Source organism: Methanobacterium sp. SMA-27, assembly GCF_000744455.1.
Lineage (GTDB): Archaea > Methanobacteriota > Methanobacteria > Methanobacteriales > Methanobacteriaceae > Methanobacterium_B.
This window is the reverse complement of the sequence record NZ_JQLY01000001.1, coordinates 1,627,120-1,645,490: the sequence shown is the minus strand read 5'-3', so window position 1 is coordinate 1,645,490 and position 18,371 is coordinate 1,627,120. Positions and strand designations below refer to the sequence as shown.

Genomic DNA, 18,371 nt, shown 5'->3' with positions numbered 1-18,371 from the left:
CCATGATGATAAGAAAAACCAAAAGACCAAACTTCAAAAGACAAGAATGGTTCAGGTACAAAAAACTCGGGGAAACATACAGAAAACCCAAGGGTAAAACAAGTAAAAGAAGAAGATATGAGGCACGAAAGCCTGCTATGCCCTCTATTGGTTACAGAACCCCAAGAAATTTAAGGGGACTTCACCCTTCAGGATTCGAAGATATTCTTGTCTGCAATGTTGCAGAACTTGAAAAACTGGATCCAAGTACTCAGGCAGGTAGGATCAGCTCCACTGTAGGTACCAGAAAGAAGATAACCATGCTTGAAAAGGCAAGGGAACTTAAAATAAAAATCTTGAACAAGGGGCTTTAAACCAAATTTCAATGGTTTAAGGAGTTATTTAAATACATTTTCAGTAGAATTGAAAAAAAATGTGTAGAACATTAAATTGATCAATGAAAACTGAAGATGTCAAATTAATAAATAACCAGCAGCATTGCGAAGGGAAAAGATTGTGCAAAATCATGGAAAATAAATGATCTTGCAAAAATGCAAAAAAAAAGTCGTTTTAACGACTATATAGATTCAAAAAAATCCTGAAGATCCAATGAAATATTTTAATTTCATTGAAAAAAATTTTCAGGTAAAATGTTGATCAAACTTAAATGTTTGATGTGGAGGTTTCTTTATGAATCTTACTACTCAAAAGAGATTAGCTGCAGACATACTCAAAGTAGGAGTTAACAAGGTCTGGATAGACCCTGAAACTGTTGAAGAAGTATCACGGGCTATTACTAGAGAAAGTGTTAAACAGTTGATAGACAGCGGAGCCATAAAAGCTAAGCCAAAAAAAGGAATAAGCAGCTTCAGATCAAAGAAAATTGCGGAACAAAAAAGTAAAGGAAGAAGGAAAGGTAGGGGTAGCATAAAAGGAGCTAAAGGAGCTCGTAACCCTAAGAAAAAAGCATGGATGACTACGATAAGGGCTCTCAGAACTAATTTGAAAGACATGAGGGAAAACAGGGAAATTAATAAAACAACCTATCGTAAACTTTACAGAATGGCCAAAGGCGGAGCATTTAGGAGTAAATCCTATATGAAAACATACGCTAGGGATCATGACTTGCTCAGATAAGACGGGGGAATGAAATTGGCACACAGTTCAAGATATAAACTCGCATTTAAAAGAAGAAGAGAAGGAAAAACAGATTATAGGGCAAGACTGAACCTTATAGGGTTAGACAAGTCTAGATTGGTTGTAAGAATTACTAACCAACATACAATAGCCCAAATAATTAATGTTAATGTGGATGGGGATGAAACTGTTGTTTCAGCACATTCAAATGAACTTAAAAAAATGGGATGGTTAGGAAGTGGAAAGAACACTTCTGCAGCATATTTAACAGGATTTTTAGTTGCTAAAAAAGCACAGAAAGCAGGAATAGAAAATGCTGTACTAGACATAGGCCTTAAATCCTCAACCAGGGGTGCAAAAATATTTGCAGTACTCAAGGGAGCAGTTGACGGAGGACTCAATGTACCTCACAACGATGTAATATTACCTGCTGATGAAAGGATAAGGGGAGATCATGTTGCAGCATATGCTGAATCCCTAAGTGACGAAGAGGTGGAGAAAAAGTTTTCACAGTACATTAAAAATGGACTATCTCCAAAAGACCTCCCTGATCATTTTGAATCAATAAAACAGAAGATTGAGGAAGGGGTATAATGGCAAATAATTACACTAAAGAAGAATTTGTACCAAAAACCCAGTTAGGGCATTTGGTTAAAGAAGGCAAAATAACAGATATCGATGAGATCTTTGAGAAAGGCCTTCCAATAATGGAATTGGGAATAGTAGACACATTACTACCCGACCTTGAAGAAGAGGTCATGGATGTAAACCTTGTTCAGAGAATGCATAAGTCTGGTCGTAAAGTTAACTTCAGAGTTATAGTAGCTGTAGGGAATAAAAATGGTTACGTAGGACTTGGACAGGGAAAAGCCAAAGAGGTAGGACCTGCAATAAGAAAAGCAGTTGACAATGCCAAATTTAACATTATAAAAGTTAGAAGAGGCTGCGGTGACTGGGGATGTGTCTGCGGTAGGGAACACACAGTACCATTCAAAATTGAAGGTAAAAGAGGAAGTGTTCGTGTCACCCTAATACCAGCACCTGGTGGAGTAGGTCTAGCAATAGGAAATGTTGGAAAAACCATCCTAGGACTAGCAGGTATAGACGATGTATGGTCTCAGACAATGGGCCAAACACAGACAACCATAAACTTTGCAGGAGCAGTTTTTGAAGCACTTAAAGAACTGAGCAAAGTAAAAGCAACTACCAGAGACCTCAAAAATCTAGGATGTATAGTATAGGTGATAACATGATCGCAGTAGTAAGAGTGAGGGGCAGAACCGGTGTAAAGAAAGGTATACAAGACACCATGTCCATGTTAAAACTCACAAGAATCAACCACCTAGTCCTTCTACACGAAGATCCAACTTACAAAGGAATGTTAGTGAAGGCAAAGGACTACATCACCTGGGGAGAAATTGATGAGGAAACAATTACCCAAATCATAACCAAACGTGGAAAACTCTCAGGTAATGTTAATGTTACAGAAGAATATATTAAAGAAAACACAGATTTCTCTTCAATAGAAGAACTTGCAAAGGCTGTTGTAGCTGGAGAAGCTACTGTTGAAGATGCTGGAATAAAATCAGTTTTCAGACTACATCCTCCAAGGAGAGGATACGAAGCAACCAAAAAAAGCTTTAAAGAAGGAGGAAGCCTGGGAAACAGGGGAAATATTAACGAACTTGTTGCAAAGATGATCTAAAACAAACCTTTTTAAAAGGTTTAAATCATATCTTTGTTAAAATATTTCTACAACAAATTAAATATCCCCCAAAATTTTACCAGAAATTCTACTAACAAATATCATCAAGGTGATTTAATGATAAGAAAAACAAGGAAAGTATGTAAATTGCGAGGTTCCAGAACAATGGCCGGAGGATGTTCCAAGAACAACAGAGGCGCAGGTCATAGAGGTGGAAAAGGTTTGGCCGGTGGACACAAACACCATTGGACATGGATGGTCAAGTACGATCCTAACCACTTCGGTAAATACGGTTTTAAAAGACCACAGGGAAGTGTATATGAATACAACCCTGTAAATGTTGACTATCTAGATGAAAAATGTGAAGAACTTGTTTCCAAAGGATTAGCAACTAAAGATAAGAAAAAAATAGTAATAGATGTAACTGAAATAGGTTACAACAAAGTTTTAGGGAAGGGCAGGATTAGTAAAGCACTAACAATTAAATCCCCACAATTTTCCAAGTCAGCTCTCAAAAAAATTGAAGAAGCTGGAGGAGAAGCAATTACCCTTTAATTGAAATTTTAATGTATTTCTAGGGCAAGGAGTTGAAGGTCATTGAAAGAGATAATACAACCAATCTTCTCATTGTTACCCCAGGTAAAATCCCCAACCTACAGGGTACCATTTAAAGAGAAAATCAAATGGACAGGTGTGATATTAGTCCTGTACTTCGTACTAGGTTTAGTAGCACTATTTGGATTAAGTTCAGGTGCAGTTGACCAGTTTGCTAATTTAAGAGCTGTTATGGCTGGTAGTTTCGGTTCAATAATAACTTTAGGTATTGGACCCATAGTATCGGCATCCATTATACTGCAGCTGCTGGTTGGGGGTAAGATAATTAATCTTGACCTTTCAAAACCCGAGGACAAAGCATTTTTCCAGGGAACACAGAAACTCCTTGCAATCATATTCACATTGTTTGAAGGATCAGTCCTTGTACTAACAGGGGCACTACCTGCATCAACACCAGGATTACAATGGATTCTTATTCTACAGATAACTATTGGAGGAATATTAATAATATTCCTTGATGAAGTTGTTTCAAAATGGGGATTCGGAAGCGGTGTTGGACTGTTTATTGCAGCAGGTGTTGCAGAACAGATAGTGGTTGGATCATTAAACCCACTGGTTCCGGCAGGATCTCAGGCTCCAGCTGGAGCAATACCCGGATTTATATACTCCCTAACAGTTGGACAACCTGGATTTTATTTACTGTTACCTGTAATAGCCACCATAGTGGTATTCCTAATAGTTGTTTATGCAGAAAGTATGCGTGTTGAAATACCCCTATCATATGGGGGAGTCAAAGGAGCAAGGGGAAAATACCCACTCAAATTCATATACGCAAGTAACATGCCAGTTATATTAACAAGTGCATTATTACTGAATGTACAGCTTTTCGCAGCCATGTTCCAGAAGATTGGGTTCCCAATCTTGGGAACTGTAACCAATGGTAAGGCCATAAATGGACTTGCATATGTTCTGACACCACCAAACTCCCTTGGTATACTATTTACCGATCCCTTGCGAGTTTTGATATACGGTGTTGTATTCATAGCATCATGTATATTATTTGCTGTACTTTGGGTTGAATTAAGTGGTATAGGGCCTAAACAGGTTTCAAAACAGTTGCATGGAATGGGAATGCAGATACCAGGTCATAGAAGCAGCAGAGCACACTTTGAAAAGATACTCAAACGGTATATTCCTGCCATAACAGTACTTGGTGGGGCATTTGTTGGATTACTTGCATTTGGAGCAGATCTAACAGGCGCACTTGGAGGAGGAACAGGTGTTCTGCTGACAGTTGGTATAGTCTACAAACTATACGAAGAAATAGCCCAAGAACAACTCATGGACATGCACCCAATGCTAAGGAATTTTTTAGGTGATTCAAAATGAAATTGGTTGTAGTCGCAGGGATTCCAGGATCAGGAAGCACAACAGTGCTTACAAAAGTATTAGAAGAACTTGATTATATGCATGTGAACTATGGTGATGTTATGCTAGAAATAGCAAAGAGTGACTGTCTTGTAGTGGACAGAGATTCACTCCGGAAACTTTCACCAGACATGCAAAAGGAAGTTCAAGAAAATGCTGCACAAAGTATAAGAGAGAAGTCCGAGCAAAGTAACATAATCGTTGACACACATTGTACCATAAAAACACCATCAGGATTTCTACCAGGACTTCCTAAATGGGTGTTAGACCAGCTGAAACCAGATATGTTTGTTCTACTGGAAGCTGATGGCGATGAAATTCTAAAAAGACGCATCAGCGACACAACTAGAACAAGGGACTCAGAAAGACTGAAGGATATAGACATCCATCAGGAAATGAATAGGGCAGCAGCAATGGCCTACGCAGTTCTAACTGGTGCAACAGTAAAGATCATAGAAAACCACGACAACAGACTAGATGAAGCTGTTGAAGAGATGGTGAAAACATTAAAATGATTATACACGATTATATTAAGAGAGGAATAAAAACATGGACTTTTCAATTCTTAACCAAGTATTAAATCCTATACTTAACCCCCTTCTAACACTGGTTTCTAATCCAAACAATCCATTTTTCGGGGCAATCATAGGAGTATTTATAATAGCTACAGTAGTGGCTTTTGTTATCACAGTGGCCAACAAATTACTAGTTGACCAGGACCGTTTACAATTCCTGCAAAAGGAAATGAAAGGATTCCAGCAGGATATGATGGCTGCCCAGAAATCAGGTGACCCGAAGGCAATGGCAGATATGCAGAAAAAACAGACTGAATTTATGAGTCTACAGAAGGAGATGATGTTCAACTCCTTCAAACCAATGATTGTAACATTCGTGCCAATAATCATAGTATTCTATTGGATGGCTGGAAATCCACTCATAAACACTATGTGGCTCAATATACCCACCTTTGCATATTATGTGTTGCTGGTGCCAATATTCCATACATTCTACCATCAATCTGCAGGAGTTCCTGTATTTGCAATTGAATGGCTTGGATGGTACATACTGTGCTCATTTGCAATGTCCCTGATATGGAGAAAATTACTGGGACTCAAGGGAGGAGCAATGTAAAAAAGTGGTTCAACCACATATTTACATTTTAAATCCAATCTTAAGTAACTAAAATGAATTCTACACAGAACTAGTAGTTCTACTGGAAACTTTTTAGGATAGAATACAAGTTTTAAAAACCAGTTTAACAGAGTTAAAGATAATATCGCAAGTAAAATCTACGATGAATATTTAATTATAATTAATAAATTATAATGAAACCAATTATTGGTTAAAACATCATGTTACTTGCTTTATAATAAATTTAAATAAATAAAAATTTGAGGAGATGTGTGTATGCCAGAAGGAAGGTACAGATCTAGATCATACAAAAGAACATTCAAAAAAACCCCTGGAGGAAAAACAGTTCTTCACTATAAGAAGAAGCTACCATCCAAGCACATATGTGCTGAATGTGGTAAGCAACTTCACTCCGTTCCAAGGGGAAGACCATACCAAATAAGAAAACTATCAAAGTCAAAGAAAAGACCTAACAGGCCTTATGGTGGAAACCTCTGTTCAGAGTGTGCTCGCCAAGTCTTCAAACAAGAGGCAAGGTTGTAATGATCATCACCATCGGTGGTCTGGCAGGAAGCGGTACAACAACTGCTGCAAAGATACTGTCGGAAAAACTTCAAATACCATATCTATCAGCTGGCGAAATATTTCGTCAAATGGCTGTTGAAAAAGGTATGGATATAATGGAGTTTGGTAAATTCGCCGAAGGTAACGATGAAATCGACCTTGAAATCGACAGAAGACAGGCACAGTTAGCCAAAGAATATACAGATTTAATTGTTGAGGGTAGACTTTCAGCGCACTTCGTTGAAGCAGACCTCAAAATATGGTTTGTAGCACCCCAAGATATTCGAACAGAACGAATATGTATGAGGGAAGGCAAAACCAGAGAAACTGTAAAAAAAGAAATTATTACAAGAGGAGAAAGCGAAGCCACCCGTTATCAAGAGATACACGGAATCGATATTGGAAATATGGAAGTTTATGACATTGTTATAAACAGTCATAGTTTCAAACCCGAGGGCATAGCAGAGATTATATTAAAAGTAACTGAGGTGATTTCATGCCAGCAATAGAAGTAGGAAGAATATGTGTTAAAATAGCAGGAAGGGAAGCAGGCGAGAAATGTGTTATCGTTGAAGTCATAGATGACAAATTTGTTGAAGTAGTTGGAACCGCAATGAAAAACAGAAAATGCAACATAAAACATCTCGAACCAGTTGACCAGACAATAGAAATAAAATCCGATGATGTTGAAGCAATAAAAAAAGAACTTGAAGCAGCAATAGCTTAAGTTTATACGACGTTGTAAAACATAGGGTTTCAAAATATAGTCAACCCAAACAATATTAGATAAAAAAATTAAATGCAACGTCTTTAACAGGTCATTTTAATGGCAGAACTTCTCATAAAAGCCGAAGGTGAAACAGATCCATATTTTGGATCTAAACCCGACGAGCGACCAATAAAAGAACACATCTCCAAAGGAGTTGTGAATCTAGATAAAACAATGGGCCCAACCTCCCATGAGATTGACTCATGGGTAAAAAGGATTCTTCACGTTGAGAAAACAGGCCACGGTGGAACACTCGACCCTAGAGTCACAGGTGTACTTCCCATAGGAATAAACAAAGCAACACGTGTTATCCAGATGCTTTTAGGTGCTCCTAAGGAATATGTATGCCTTATGAGGCTTCATGAGGAAATCAGTGAACAGAGAATTCGGGATATTCTCCAGGAATTTACAGGGAAAATATTCCAGACACCGCCCCTCAAATCCGCTGTAAAGCGTGAATTAAGGGTTCGAACAATATACAATATTGACATCATAGAAATCGATGGACAGGATGTTCTCTTCCGCATAAATTGCGAAGGAGGAACCTACATCAGAAAGTACTGTCATGATATTGGAGAAGCACTTGGAATTGGTGCCCACATGGCAGAACTTAGAAGAACTAAGTCAGGACCATTCACTGAAGACGAAACACTTAAAACACTTCAAGATCTAACAGATGCTTACTATTACCTAACTGAAGAAAATGACGAAACTCAAATAAGAGAATGCATACTTCCAATGGAAGCAGCAGTCACACATCTCAAACAGGTTATAGTAAGGGATTCAGCTGTGGATGCCATATGCCATGGTGCAGATCTTGCTTCAGGAGGAATTCTGAAACTTTCCCCTAACATTGATAAAGTAGAAACTGTTAGAGTGCTCACACTTAAAGGTGAACTCGTTGCAGCAGGTGAAACTGTTGAAAATTCAGCAGGGATCTTGAAATCAAATAAGGGAATAATGATAAATATAAAAAAGGTATTTATGGAACCTGAAACATATCCAAAGATGTGGAAGTAAAATTCTGTTCTTTAAACATTAACTTCCAGAAATTTACACCGTAGAACCTCTAAAATAACATTAGGGGCGAGGCCAAAAGACACATTAATATATACTTTAAACCCTGTACTGGATTTAAATAAAAATATTAAAAATTTAAAAACCAGTAAGGACTGTGAAAGTGTGAATGATAAATAGTATTTTCTATTTGTCTGTGCTGTACGGTTGAAATTGAAGGGTTTAAAGACGGTTTTTCATGCCGGGATAGTCTAGCCTGGTAAGGCGCAAGACTGGAAATCTTGTGGAGTTCGTCTCCGCCTGGGTTCAAATCCCAGTCCCGGCGTTCACAGATATTTTAGAAGTAAAAACGATCATAGATCTGGATGAAAAAAAATATCAAAAATTTTCATAATCTCTTGAGATATATGGAAATAATGAATTTTTTGGAGGATCATAATCAAAAAAATTTTTTACTAAACTAAGATTACAAAATTGTACACGAAGAGTGGAGGTTAATTTATGGAAGAGGAATTTAAACACATGGTCCGTATCTCCCGTAGGGATGTAGACGGTAAAAAAACAATTGAAAACGCTCTTGCAGATATCAAAGGTATTGGAAGGGCATTATCACGGGCACTGTGCACAGTTGCTGGATTTGATGCAACAATGCAAATAGGATACCTGCCAGATAAAGATGTTCTGGTTCTTGAAGAGGCTGTTAAAGCACCTCAAAAATTTGATTTACCAGAATGGATGTTAAACAGGCGTAACGATTATGAAACTGGTGAAACAGTCCACCTAATAGAATCTGACCTTACAATGAGATTAAGGGACGACTTAAACAGAATGAAGAAAACCAGAAGCTACAAGGGTAGAAGACATGAGGTAGGACTCCCAGTCAGGGGTCAGAGAACCAAGTCAACCTTCAGGAAAGGTTCATCTGTTGGAGTTAGAAGGAGAAGAGGAAGACCACAGTAAGGAGGTTATGATATGGGACATCCAAGAAAGGCAAGAAAGCAATATGATACACCATCACACCCATGGAACGCAGCTCGTATAAAAGCAGAAAACAAGCTAGTTGTTAAATATGGGCTCAGAACTAAAAAAGAAGTTTGGAAAGCTGAGACTACCATTAAAAGGTACAGAAGAGATGCAAGGTTCTTACTCGGTATGGATACAGAACATGCTGAACTTGAAAAGGCACAGCTCTTAAACCATATAAAAAGACTCGGTATGCTCAAGGCAGATGCAAAACTCGAAGACATACTCGATTTAACAGTTGAAGATGTACTTAGAAGAAGACTGGAAACAGTTGTTCACAACCTTGGACTTGCAAACACAGCCAAACAGGCAAGGATCTTCATTGTACACGGACACATAGCAATGAACGGCAGAAAAATAAATGCACCAGGCTACATGGTCAAAACAGGCGAGGAACAAACCATAGGATTTTATCCTGGTTCCCCAATGGAAAGGATCATGAAGGAAGCAACCAAGCCAGCAGCTGCAGAAGAAAAAAATGAGTAATATTAATAAAAATAAGGTGATATAAATGGCAGAAAAAGAGAAATGGGGCGTAGCTAACGTTTACTCATCCTTCAACAACACCATAATTACTGTAACAGATATCACAGGTGCAGAGACCATTACCCAGTGGTCTGGTGGAAAGGTTGTTCGTGCAGACAGGCAGGAATCATCACCATTTGCAGCTATGGAAGCTGCAACACGTGCTGCTGAAGATGTTAAGGAAAAGGGAATAATAGGACTTCATATAAAAGTAAGAGCTCCTGGTGGAAATGGACCAAGAACTCCAGGACCCGGTGCACAGGCCACAATAAGGGCACTTGCAAGGGCAGGAATAAGAATAGGTAAAATTGAAGATGTAACCCCAATACCACACGACGGTACAGGCAGACCTGGAGGTAAGAGGGGCAGAAGGGTTTAAAAGCGTGAAGAGTGTCTAAAATGGAAATAGATATCAAAAAAAAGGATGAGAACTTTTTGTTGTTTTCAATAGAAGGGGTCAACGATGCCTTTATAAATGCCATAAGAAGGATATCCACAGTGGAAGTCCCAACAATGGCAGTTGAAACGGTGGAGATCTTAAAAAACGACGCCAAAATATTTGACGAAGCCCTAGCACACAGACTGGGACTTGTGCCGCTAACAACAGACATAGAATCAATGGTACTGGCATCAGAATGTGATTGTGAGGAAACATGCCCAAGATGCAGTGTATCACTCCTTCTAAAGGAGAAAGGTCCTAAAACAGTATATTCTGGAGATCTAAAATCCCAGGATCCTCAAGTTGTACCTTACAATGATACAATACCACTACTCAAACTCAAAGAAGGAGAAGAAGTAGAGCTAATAGCAATTGCTAAACTTGGACAAGGACTCGAACATGCTAAATGGGAGCCAACAACAGCCTGTGCATACAAATACTACCCACAGATAACCATAGATACCGAAACATGTGAGTTATGTGGATTGTGTGCAAAAGAATGCCCAAGGGGAGTATATGAATTTGATGAAAAGAAAAACCTAGTTAAAGTGGTTGATCTTGAAAACTGTTCAATGTGCAAAACTTGTGTAAGAGGATGCACAACAAATTCAATAACTGTTGAAGGCCAGGAAGGCAAATACATTTTCAGAATCGAAACCGATGGATCACTATCTCCAGAAGAAGTTCTAAAAAGAGCTTGCGACATCCTATCTGATAAATCTGAGAAGATCATAGAATTTTGTAAATAAGGAGGAATTTAAGGATGGTGAAACTTACAAAGACAAACCCCAATCTGAAGAAGATTGTGGTGACTCTTAAAGAAAAATCATATTCAGAAGACGCTGCAATATGGAAGGACATTGCAAAAAGACTTGAAAGACCAACAAGAAAAACTGCAGAAGTCAACATATCCGATATAAACAGGTACACATCTCCTGATGAAGTAATACTCGTGCCAGGAAAAGTTTTAGGAAACGGAAGCCTTGACCACAAGGTGAAAGTTGCAGCCATGGGCTTCTCAAAGAGTGCCGAGGAAAAAATTGCAACAGCAGGAGGAGAATGTATGAACATTCTTGAGGCTGTTGAAAAAAATCCTAAGGGAAGCGGAATAAGGATAATAGAATAAAGAAGGTGTAGTATATGATCATAGACGGAGAAGGACTCGTACTGGGAAGACTTGCAAGTAAAATCAGCAAGATCATACTCGCAGGTGAGAGTGTAACTGTTTTAAACGCTGAAAAAATAATGATTTCTGGTGGCAGGGATTGGGCTTACCATAAATATAAACAGAGAATAGACAGGGCTAGCATATCCAACCCTAGAGATATGGGACCAAAATACCCTAGAAGACCAGATGATATTTTCAGGAGAACTGTAAGAGGAATGATACCTTACAAAAAATCTCATGGAAGAGAAGCATTCAAGTTACTAAAGGTTTATGTTGGATGTCCAACGGAATTTGAATCTGCAGAACTAACAAGGATACCTGAAGCAGAACCAAAGAACATAACCAAGAGCATTGAACTTGGAACAGTATCAACATTACTTGGATCTAAATTTTAAGGATAAAAAGGTGTAATGATGAAGAAGGTAATACACACAAGTGGAAAAAGGAAAACTGCCATAGCAAGGGGCAGATTCAGGACAGGGAAAGGCCGTGTCAGGATCAACAAAAGTCCAGTTGAACTATACGATCCAGAACTTGCAAGATTAAAAATAAAAGAACCATTAACACTCGCAGGCGACCTCTTAAATGACGTTGATATAGACGTACGGGTTGCAGGTGGAGGAGTTATGGGACAGGCTGAGGCTGCCAGAATGGTAATAGCCAAAGGACTTGTACAATGGACCAGCGACATGGAACTTAAAGAAAAGTATAACCAGTACGACAGAACCATGCTGGTTGGAGATCCGCGCCGTTCCGAACCTAAAAAATATGGTGGTCCCGGAGCAAGAGCAAGGAAACAAAAGAGTTACAGGTAAGCTGATTCAAAATGATCCCTGTAAGATGTTTAAGCTGCGGTAAAGTGGTATCTGCATACTTTGAAGAGTACCAAAAAAGAACCGAAGAAGGGGAAGACCCTAAGAAAGTTTTAGATGAACTTGGAATCTCAAGGTACTGTTGCAGAAGAATGTTCATAGCACATGTAGAGGTATGGTAAAAAATTTATCATAGGGGCCGTAGGGTAGCTTGGTCCATCCTCTCAGCCATTGAAAGAAGTATCCAGCATAGGAAATTATATTTCTACACTTAAAAATTAAATTTCTTATCATAGAAATTTCTATCCAAAAGTTTAGATCAAAATTTGAATAATTTTCCAAGTTAAAATATTTCATCGACTGGAACGGGGATGGTCAATTAATACACCGGAACGCTGGAGACCCGAGTTCAAATCTCGGCGGCCCCACTACACTTTCATTTCTATGACAAATAAAATAATTTAATAGGGAGAAGATATTATGGCTGCTAAAAAACTCACAAGGTTTGAAAAAGCAAGAATAATAGGTGCAAGAGCATTACAATTATCTATGGGTGCAGATCCACAGGTAGATGTATCTAAAGCAGATTCTATTGATCCAATAGACATTGCCTTGCTTGAACTTAAAAAGAATAAATTACCCCTTGATGTAAGAAGAAAAACTATTTAATTTCTATTTAAATGAAATCCAAGTTTTTCTAAGATTCCCGAGGAAAAATAAATTTATTTAATTAAATTATTCAAATTTAATAACCAAAACAACCTAAATAACCACTATTTTTTAGAAAGAGGTGTTTTTGTGGACAGCGTTATTGAAGACATTCGTGTAAGAAAAATTTTAGATAGCAGAGGAAACCCAACCCTAGAGGTGGATGTAGTAACATGGAACGGTTTTGGACGGGCTGCAGCTCCCAGCGGAGCAAGTACCGGAGCCCGTGAAGTAGTTGCATTCCCTGAGGGAGGGGTGGACAAAATAATAGGTGAAGTTGAAGATATAATCTCATCAGAGCTTATTGGAATGGATGCAGAAGACCTAAACGAAATAGACCTTGTTTTAAAGGAAATCGACGGTACAGAAAATCTAGCTTCCATAGGCGGTAACACAACAGTTGCTGTTAGTATGGCAACAGCCAAAGCAGCTGCATCATCCTACAACATGCCACTCTACAGATTCCTGGGCGGAAACATGCAAACAGAAATTCCATTTCCCCTTGGAAACATGATCAACGGAGGAGCACACGCAGGTAAAAATGCACCAGATATTCAGGAATTTTTAGTAGTTCCAGTGGGTGCAGAAACTATAACAGAAGCAGTGTTCACCAACGTGAACGTTCACAAGAAGATCAGAGAACTCATACAAGCCAAGGATAAAACTTTCACAGGCGGAAAAGGAGATGAAGGAGGATGGGCACCCAACCTCACCAATCAGGAAGCCATTGAAATACAAGTCAAGGCATGTGAAACCGTGAGCAATGAAACAGGTGTACTTGTAAAACCTTCAATGGACATGGCAGCAAGTGAATTCTGGGACTCAGAAACAAAGGAATATGTCTATGCAAAAGAAGGAATACGAAGAAGTACAGGCGAACAGGTTGACTATGTTGCAGAGTTAATAGACACCTATGGCTACTACTTTGTTGAAGACCCAATCCGAGAAGGTGACTTTGAAGGATTTGCAGATCTAACCAAAAAATCTGGTAAAAAAGCCCTTATCTGTGGTGACGACTTATTTGTGACCAATGCTGAAATATTAGCAGAGGGAATAGATAAACAGGCAGGAAATGCAATTATAATCAAACCAAATCAGATAGGAACTTTAACTGATACTTACAAGACAGTTGAGTTAGCCCGTAATAATAAATACGTACCAGTTGTATCACACCGTTCAGGTGAAACAACAGACGATACAATAGCCCACCTTGCAGTGGCATTTTCATGCCCAATAATCAAGACAGGTGCTGTTGGCGGAGAACGTATAGCTAAACTCAACGAACTTATAAGAATAGAAGAAGAAATGAGCAACCCTAAAATGGCAGACATAACCAAATACAGGTAAGCTAAAAAAAATTTAATACCAAACATTCCTGATAACATTAAACAGGATATAATGTTGGGATTAAAAATAAAAACAATTGAAAAATAGCATTGATAATCTATGCAAGCTAATTCATCCATTGATGAACAAAAAAAAAATTATTGGAGATAAAAATATGGTTAAAATAACAATAGACCACGATAAATGTGAAGGAGCAGACTGCGCAGAATGCATAGATGTCTGCCCAATGGAAGTTCTCATACTTGATGGGGAAAAAGTTGTAATACAAAACAAAGAAGAATGCAGTCTATGCGAAGTATGCATGGATGTCTGCCCAAACGAAGCAGTTGTAGTTGAGGATGATGATTAAATTCATACTCTAAAATACAACAAAAAAAAACAAAATTTTTACAAATAAATTAAATATCAAATATGAGGGTGATAAGTTGTCAGAACTATTAATTCCATTGGACAAATATTTAGCAGCAGGTTTACACATTGGTACACAGCAAAAAACTAAGGATATGGAGCGCTATATATACAGAGTAAGGGCAGACGGTCTTTACGTGCTTGACGTTAGAAAAACTAACGACAGAATAGTGGCTGCAGGAAAATTCCTTTCAAAATATGATGCAGATGATATACTGGTTGTATCAACCAGACAATATGGACAGGCACCAGTTAAAAAATTCGGCCAGATCACAGGAGCAAAAACAATACCTGGAAGATTCATACCTGGAACATTAACAAATCCAAATTATGCTAAATTCATAGAACCTAAAGTACTGGTTGTAACAGATCCAAGATCAGATTCACAGGCAATAATTGAAGCAAGACAGATAGGAATTCCTGTAGTGGCATTATGCGATACAGAAAACCTTCTTGGAAATGTGGATATTGTTGTACCAGTAAATAACAAGGGAAGAAAAGCAATAGCATTAGTCTACTGGTTATTAGCCAGACAAACACTCAGAGGAAGAGGAGACTTAGCAGAAGACCAAGATCTAGATATTCCTCCAACAGACTTCGAACTGAAGATGTAAAATAGATAGATTAATGAAATTAAGCCATGCAAAGGAACTATAACACCAGTATTAATGAAAATTTTGTTTAACTCAAAATAATTTGTTTACATAAAAAAAGTAGAGGTGGTTTTATGATAAGAAAACCTGCAGTTGCAGGAGTTTTTTATGAAAAAGATCCTGATTCACTTAGAAAACAAATAGAGTGGTGCTTCCAACACCATTTAGGTCCTGGAAGCATTCCCAAAATTGGAGACAAAAGAAATATTAAAGGTGTTATAGCACCTCATGCAGGGTACATTTATTCAGGTCCTGTTGCGGCACACAGTTACTATGAAATTGCAGAGGATGGATTTCCAGAAACCTTTATAATACTCTGCCCCAATCACACAGGAATGGGATCAGGAATATCAACCATGAACCAAGGTTCATGGGAAACACCATTAGGATTAGTAGATATAGATAGTGAATTTGCAGACCTTATGGTGGAAAATGCAGATATAATAGATATAAATCCTGCTGCACATATAAAAGAACATAGTGCAGAGGTTCAACTGCCATTTCTCCAGTATTTAAATCCAGATTTCCAATTTGTTCCAGTGACCATGTGGATGCAGGACCTAGAAACAGCAATTGAAATTGGTGATTCAATCCAGAAAACAGCCAGTAAACTTGGAAGAGATGTAGTTGTAATTGCAAGCACAGACTTCACACACTACCAACCTCAAAACATAGCTGAAGCACAGGATATGCAGGTAATAGAAGCAATTAAAGCAATGGATGAAAAATTAATGATAAACCGTGTAAAACAGCTTAATGTTAGTATGTGTGGATACGGTCCAGTAGCAGCAACAATGGTTGCAACAAAGAAAATGGGAGCCACTAACTGCGAAGTAAAAAAATATGCAACAAGCGGGGACACAACAGGAGATAAAAGTTCTGTGGTTGCATACGCATCAGCAGTGTTCAGATAAAATCATCCAAGAAAATATAGTCCCTATTTAAAAGATTATCAAAACTTGAAATTAATAAATAAAAAAAAATTAGATATTCAAGGGTTTATAATAAAATTCAAGTAAATAAAAATTTATTAACCATCACTAAAATTCATTTAATGATCAATCATGTTAAATACAAAGCATGTTACTACATCTGCACCAGGAAAAACAATCCTGTTCGGTGAACACGCAGTAGTCTATGGCAAACCAGCAATAGCAGCTGCAGTTGACAGAAGGGTCTACGTAAAAATAGAAAAACGTGAAGACAACCGAACCCATGTAAATGTAGAAGAACTGGGAGTATCAGGATTTTTGAACCTTGAAAGAGGATTAATAGAATTTGATAATGGAGAATATGAGAAGAAAAATATCCTAGAATACGTTCTGAAATCCCTAATAAAAACCAATACAAATGATGGATTGGAAGTAACCATAAATATTGACATACCCATTGGTGCAGGATTAGGATCATCAGCAGCGATTACAGTTGCAACAATATTATCTTCATCAATATACAACAATATACATCTTACAAGGGACGAAATAGCAAAACTAGCCTACCAGGTTGAACTGGAAGTACAGGGTGCAGCAAGTCCCATTGACACAACTCTCAGCACCCATGGTGGAGTAATCTACCTTTCAAAGAATGCTGAAGAAATCATAACCCTAGATATAAATACAGAAATTCCAATAATAATTGGATACACATCCAAAAGAGGCAACACAGGAAAATTAGTAGAAACTGTAAAACTTAAAGTGGAAAAATATCCACAAATAATGAATCCAATACTCAACTCAATGGAATCAATTACAAACCATGCACGTGAAGCATTAGTAAATGGAGACCAACAGAAGATTGGGGAACTCATGAATATTAACCATGGATTACTGGATTCATTAGGCGTAAATACAGAAGAATTATCAAAAATGGTTTACTTTGCCCGTAAAACAGGTGCTCTCGGATCAAAAATAACAGGAGCAGGTGGAGGTGGAAGCATAATAGCCTACTGCCCCGGACGAGTAGAAGAAGTAATATCTTGTATAAATAAATTTGAAAATGCATTCAAAATAAATATATCCATTGAGGGAGTTAGACTGGAATCCAAAGAATAGATTCCAAAAAAAATATTATAAAATCATAAAAGTAAATAAGAACAAAAATTTCAGAGATAAAATTAATTATAATTCCCTAAAATTTTTGTTACATGATAATGATTTACACAAAATAAATTTACAAATAATAATGGTGCTTAATTGATAATCTTAAAGCTTGGTGGAAGCGTTATAACCCGCAAGGATTCATTAACTCCTACTCTGGATTCAAATAATCTAACTAGAATTGCCAGAGAAATATCAAACTCATCCCATCATAAATTAATTGTAGTGCATGGAGCAGGTTCATTCGGCCATCCATACGCCAAAGAATATGCCATAGGCAGTGAAATAAAATCTACACAAGAACTTACCCGAAAAAAAATGGGGTTCTCTAAAACTCAAAATTCGGTCAAAAACCTGAATGCATTGGTATGTCAACATCTAGTGGAACAAGAAATCCCAGCAGTGTCAATACAACCATCATCATTCATAGAAACACATAACAAACGTATAATAAATGCAGATTTGGATTTAATTTCAAAATATTTAGATTTAGGATTTGTTCCAGTACTCTACGGCGATGTTGTACTTGACTTGGACAAAAAAATTAAAATGGCTGTACTATCTGGTGATCAGATTGTAAAATATCTGGCAGAGAATCTGAAGCCTGAAAAGGTTATTCTAGGTTCTGATGTTGACGGGATATACAATAGGGATCCAAAGAAATATCCAGATGCACATCTTATGAAAGTGGTTACATCCCACAAAGAACTGGAATCAACAGATAATATTCAGACCGTAGATGTAACTGGTGGCATGGGTGGAAAGCTCGGAGAACTACTAGAACTAGCCAAAATTGGTATTGAATCGGAAATAATCAATGCAAATCACGATAATAATATAAAAAAAGCCCTAAACGGTGAAAAAGGAATAGGAACTTTAATACGAAATGAAAAATGAAGGAAAAAAA

28 protein-coding genes and 2 tRNA genes are annotated in these 18,371 nt (G+C 37.7%); all 30 read left to right on the top strand.

From position 1 onward, the window contains the following. The first annotated feature begins 5 nt into the window (after positions 1-5). Entirely contained in the window at positions 6-353 is a 348-nt protein-coding gene (locus tag DL91_RS08160; RefSeq protein ID WP_048192647.1) for a 50S ribosomal protein L32e, read from the top strand. 316 nt (positions 354-669) lie between these two features. Continuing rightward, on the top strand, positions 670-1,116 hold the full coding sequence (locus DL91_RS08155; protein WP_048191024.1) for a 50S ribosomal protein L19e: 447 nt from the start codon (positions 670-672) through the stop codon (positions 1,114-1,116). Positions 1,117-1,131: 15 nt separating this feature from the next. Continuing rightward, positions 1,132-1,710 carry a 50S ribosomal protein L18 gene (locus DL91_RS08150; RefSeq protein WP_048191023.1) on the top strand — a complete coding sequence of 193 codons (579 nt, stop codon included), beginning with the start codon at positions 1,132-1,134 and terminating at the stop codon, positions 1,708-1,710. Then, positions 1,710-2,357 (top strand): 30S ribosomal protein S5, encoded by a 648-nt coding sequence (gene rpsE, locus DL91_RS08145; protein ID WP_048191022.1) that lies wholly within the window; start codon positions 1,710-1,712, stop codon positions 2,355-2,357. Before DL91_RS08150 ends, rpsE begins: the two co-directional genes overlap by 1 nt. An 8-nt stretch (positions 2,358-2,365) precedes the next feature. Beyond that, positions 2,366-2,821, top strand: coding sequence for a 50S ribosomal protein L30 (gene rpmD / locus DL91_RS08140; protein WP_048191021.1), 456 nt, complete (start codon positions 2,366-2,368; stop codon positions 2,819-2,821). Between the two features lie 117 nt (positions 2,822-2,938). Continuing rightward, positions 2,939-3,376, top strand: coding sequence for an uL15 family ribosomal protein (locus DL91_RS08135; RefSeq protein ID WP_048191020.1), 438 nt, complete (start codon positions 2,939-2,941; stop codon positions 3,374-3,376). Between the two features lie 42 nt (positions 3,377-3,418). Further along, positions 3,419-4,765 carry a preprotein translocase subunit SecY gene (gene secY, locus DL91_RS08130; protein WP_048191019.1) on the top strand — a complete coding sequence of 449 codons (1,347 nt, stop codon included), beginning with the start codon at positions 3,419-3,421 and terminating at the stop codon, positions 4,763-4,765. Continuing rightward, the gene (locus DL91_RS08125) at positions 4,762-5,319 is read left to right on the top strand and encodes an adenylate kinase (RefSeq protein WP_048191018.1); all 558 of its coding nucleotides are present in this window, start codon (positions 4,762-4,764) and stop codon (positions 5,317-5,319) included. The genes secY and DL91_RS08125 overlap by 4 nt, the downstream gene beginning before the upstream one ends. Before the next feature lie 34 nt (positions 5,320-5,353). Continuing rightward, the gene (locus DL91_RS08120) at positions 5,354-5,935 is read left to right on the top strand and encodes an EMC3/TMCO1 family protein (RefSeq protein ID WP_048191017.1); all 582 of its coding nucleotides are present in this window, start codon (positions 5,354-5,356) and stop codon (positions 5,933-5,935) included. A gap of 276 nt (positions 5,936-6,211) precedes the next feature. Further along, positions 6,212-6,478 carry a 50S ribosomal protein L34e gene (locus tag DL91_RS08115; RefSeq protein WP_048191016.1) on the top strand — a complete coding sequence of 89 codons (267 nt, stop codon included), beginning with the start codon at positions 6,212-6,214 and terminating at the stop codon, positions 6,476-6,478. Continuing rightward, complete coding sequence (cmk, locus tag DL91_RS08110; RefSeq protein ID WP_048191015.1) at positions 6,478-7,008, top strand: (d)CMP kinase; 531 nt, start codon at positions 6,478-6,480, stop codon at positions 7,006-7,008. Before DL91_RS08115 ends, cmk begins: the two co-directional genes overlap by 1 nt. Further along, entirely contained in the window at positions 6,996-7,226 is a 231-nt protein-coding gene (locus DL91_RS08105; RefSeq protein ID WP_048191014.1) for a 50S ribosomal protein L14e, read from the top strand. Before cmk ends, DL91_RS08105 begins: the two co-directional genes overlap by 13 nt. Positions 7,227-7,325: 99 nt before the next feature. Further along, on the top strand, positions 7,326-8,288 hold the full coding sequence (locus DL91_RS08100) for an RNA-guided pseudouridylation complex pseudouridine synthase subunit Cbf5 (RefSeq protein WP_048191013.1): 963 nt from the start codon (positions 7,326-7,328) through the stop codon (positions 8,286-8,288). 237 nt (positions 8,289-8,525) lie between these two features. Further along, positions 8,526-8,610, top strand: a tRNA-Ser gene (locus DL91_RS08095). Between the two features lie 176 nt (positions 8,611-8,786). Then, positions 8,787-9,245, top strand: coding sequence for a 30S ribosomal protein S13 (locus DL91_RS08090; protein ID WP_048191012.1), 459 nt, complete (start codon positions 8,787-8,789; stop codon positions 9,243-9,245). A gap of 12 nt (positions 9,246-9,257) precedes the next feature. After that, entirely contained in the window at positions 9,258-9,794 is a 537-nt protein-coding gene (locus DL91_RS08085; protein WP_048191011.1) for a 30S ribosomal protein S4, read from the top strand. A 25-nt stretch (positions 9,795-9,819) separates the two neighbouring features. Further along, the gene (locus tag DL91_RS08080) at positions 9,820-10,212 is read left to right on the top strand and encodes a 30S ribosomal protein S11 (RefSeq protein WP_013644409.1); all 393 of its coding nucleotides are present in this window, start codon (positions 9,820-9,822) and stop codon (positions 10,210-10,212) included. 20 nt (positions 10,213-10,232) lie between these two features. Beyond that, a complete protein-coding gene (locus tag DL91_RS08075) occupies positions 10,233-11,021 on the top strand; it encodes a DNA-directed RNA polymerase subunit D (protein WP_048191010.1) in 789 nt (262 codons plus the stop codon). A 14-nt stretch (positions 11,022-11,035) separates the two neighbouring features. Beyond that, entirely contained in the window at positions 11,036-11,398 is a 363-nt protein-coding gene (locus DL91_RS08070; protein ID WP_048191009.1) for a 50S ribosomal protein L18e, read from the top strand. A gap of 14 nt (positions 11,399-11,412) precedes the next feature. Continuing rightward, positions 11,413-11,835 carry a 50S ribosomal protein L13 gene (locus DL91_RS08065; RefSeq protein WP_048191008.1) on the top strand — a complete coding sequence of 141 codons (423 nt, stop codon included), beginning with the start codon at positions 11,413-11,415 and terminating at the stop codon, positions 11,833-11,835. An 18-nt stretch (positions 11,836-11,853) separates the two neighbouring features. Further along, the gene (locus tag DL91_RS08060) at positions 11,854-12,255 is read left to right on the top strand and encodes a 30S ribosomal protein S9 (protein WP_048191007.1); all 402 of its coding nucleotides are present in this window, start codon (positions 11,854-11,856) and stop codon (positions 12,253-12,255) included. Between the two features lie 11 nt (positions 12,256-12,266). Further along, on the top strand, positions 12,267-12,434 hold the full coding sequence (locus DL91_RS08055) for a DNA-directed RNA polymerase subunit N (protein ID WP_048191006.1): 168 nt from the start codon (positions 12,267-12,269) through the stop codon (positions 12,432-12,434). A gap of 13 nt (positions 12,435-12,447) precedes the next feature. Further along, positions 12,448-12,680 (top strand) — tRNA-Gln (locus tag DL91_RS13635). Positions 12,681-12,732: 52 nt separating this feature from the next. Next, positions 12,733-12,921 (top strand): DNA-directed RNA polymerase subunit K, encoded by a 189-nt coding sequence (locus DL91_RS08050; RefSeq protein ID WP_048191005.1) that lies wholly within the window; start codon positions 12,733-12,735, stop codon positions 12,919-12,921. Between the two features lie 129 nt (positions 12,922-13,050). Next, complete coding sequence (eno, locus tag DL91_RS08045; RefSeq protein WP_048191004.1) at positions 13,051-14,307, top strand: phosphopyruvate hydratase; 1,257 nt, start codon at positions 13,051-13,053, stop codon at positions 14,305-14,307. A gap of 154 nt (positions 14,308-14,461) precedes the next feature. Beyond that, the gene (locus DL91_RS08040; RefSeq protein WP_048191003.1) at positions 14,462-14,656 is read left to right on the top strand and encodes a 4Fe-4S dicluster domain-containing protein; all 195 of its coding nucleotides are present in this window, start codon (positions 14,462-14,464) and stop codon (positions 14,654-14,656) included. A gap of 76 nt (positions 14,657-14,732) precedes the next feature. Beyond that, positions 14,733-15,329 carry a 30S ribosomal protein S2 gene (gene rpsB / locus DL91_RS08035; protein WP_048191002.1) on the top strand — a complete coding sequence of 199 codons (597 nt, stop codon included), beginning with the start codon at positions 14,733-14,735 and terminating at the stop codon, positions 15,327-15,329. A 113-nt stretch (positions 15,330-15,442) separates the two neighbouring features. Further along, positions 15,443-16,282, top strand: coding sequence for an AmmeMemoRadiSam system protein B (gene amrB, locus DL91_RS08030; protein WP_048191001.1), 840 nt, complete (start codon positions 15,443-15,445; stop codon positions 16,280-16,282). Between the two features lie 150 nt (positions 16,283-16,432). Next, positions 16,433-17,419 (top strand): mevalonate kinase, encoded by a 987-nt coding sequence (gene mvk / locus DL91_RS08025; RefSeq protein ID WP_048191000.1) that lies wholly within the window; start codon positions 16,433-16,435, stop codon positions 17,417-17,419. A 141-nt stretch (positions 17,420-17,560) separates the two neighbouring features. Continuing rightward, positions 17,561-18,361: an isopentenyl phosphate kinase gene (locus DL91_RS08020; protein ID WP_048190999.1), complete on the top strand. Its 801-nt coding sequence runs from the start codon at positions 17,561-17,563 to the stop codon at positions 18,359-18,361. Positions 18,362-18,371: the final 10 nt, after the last annotated feature.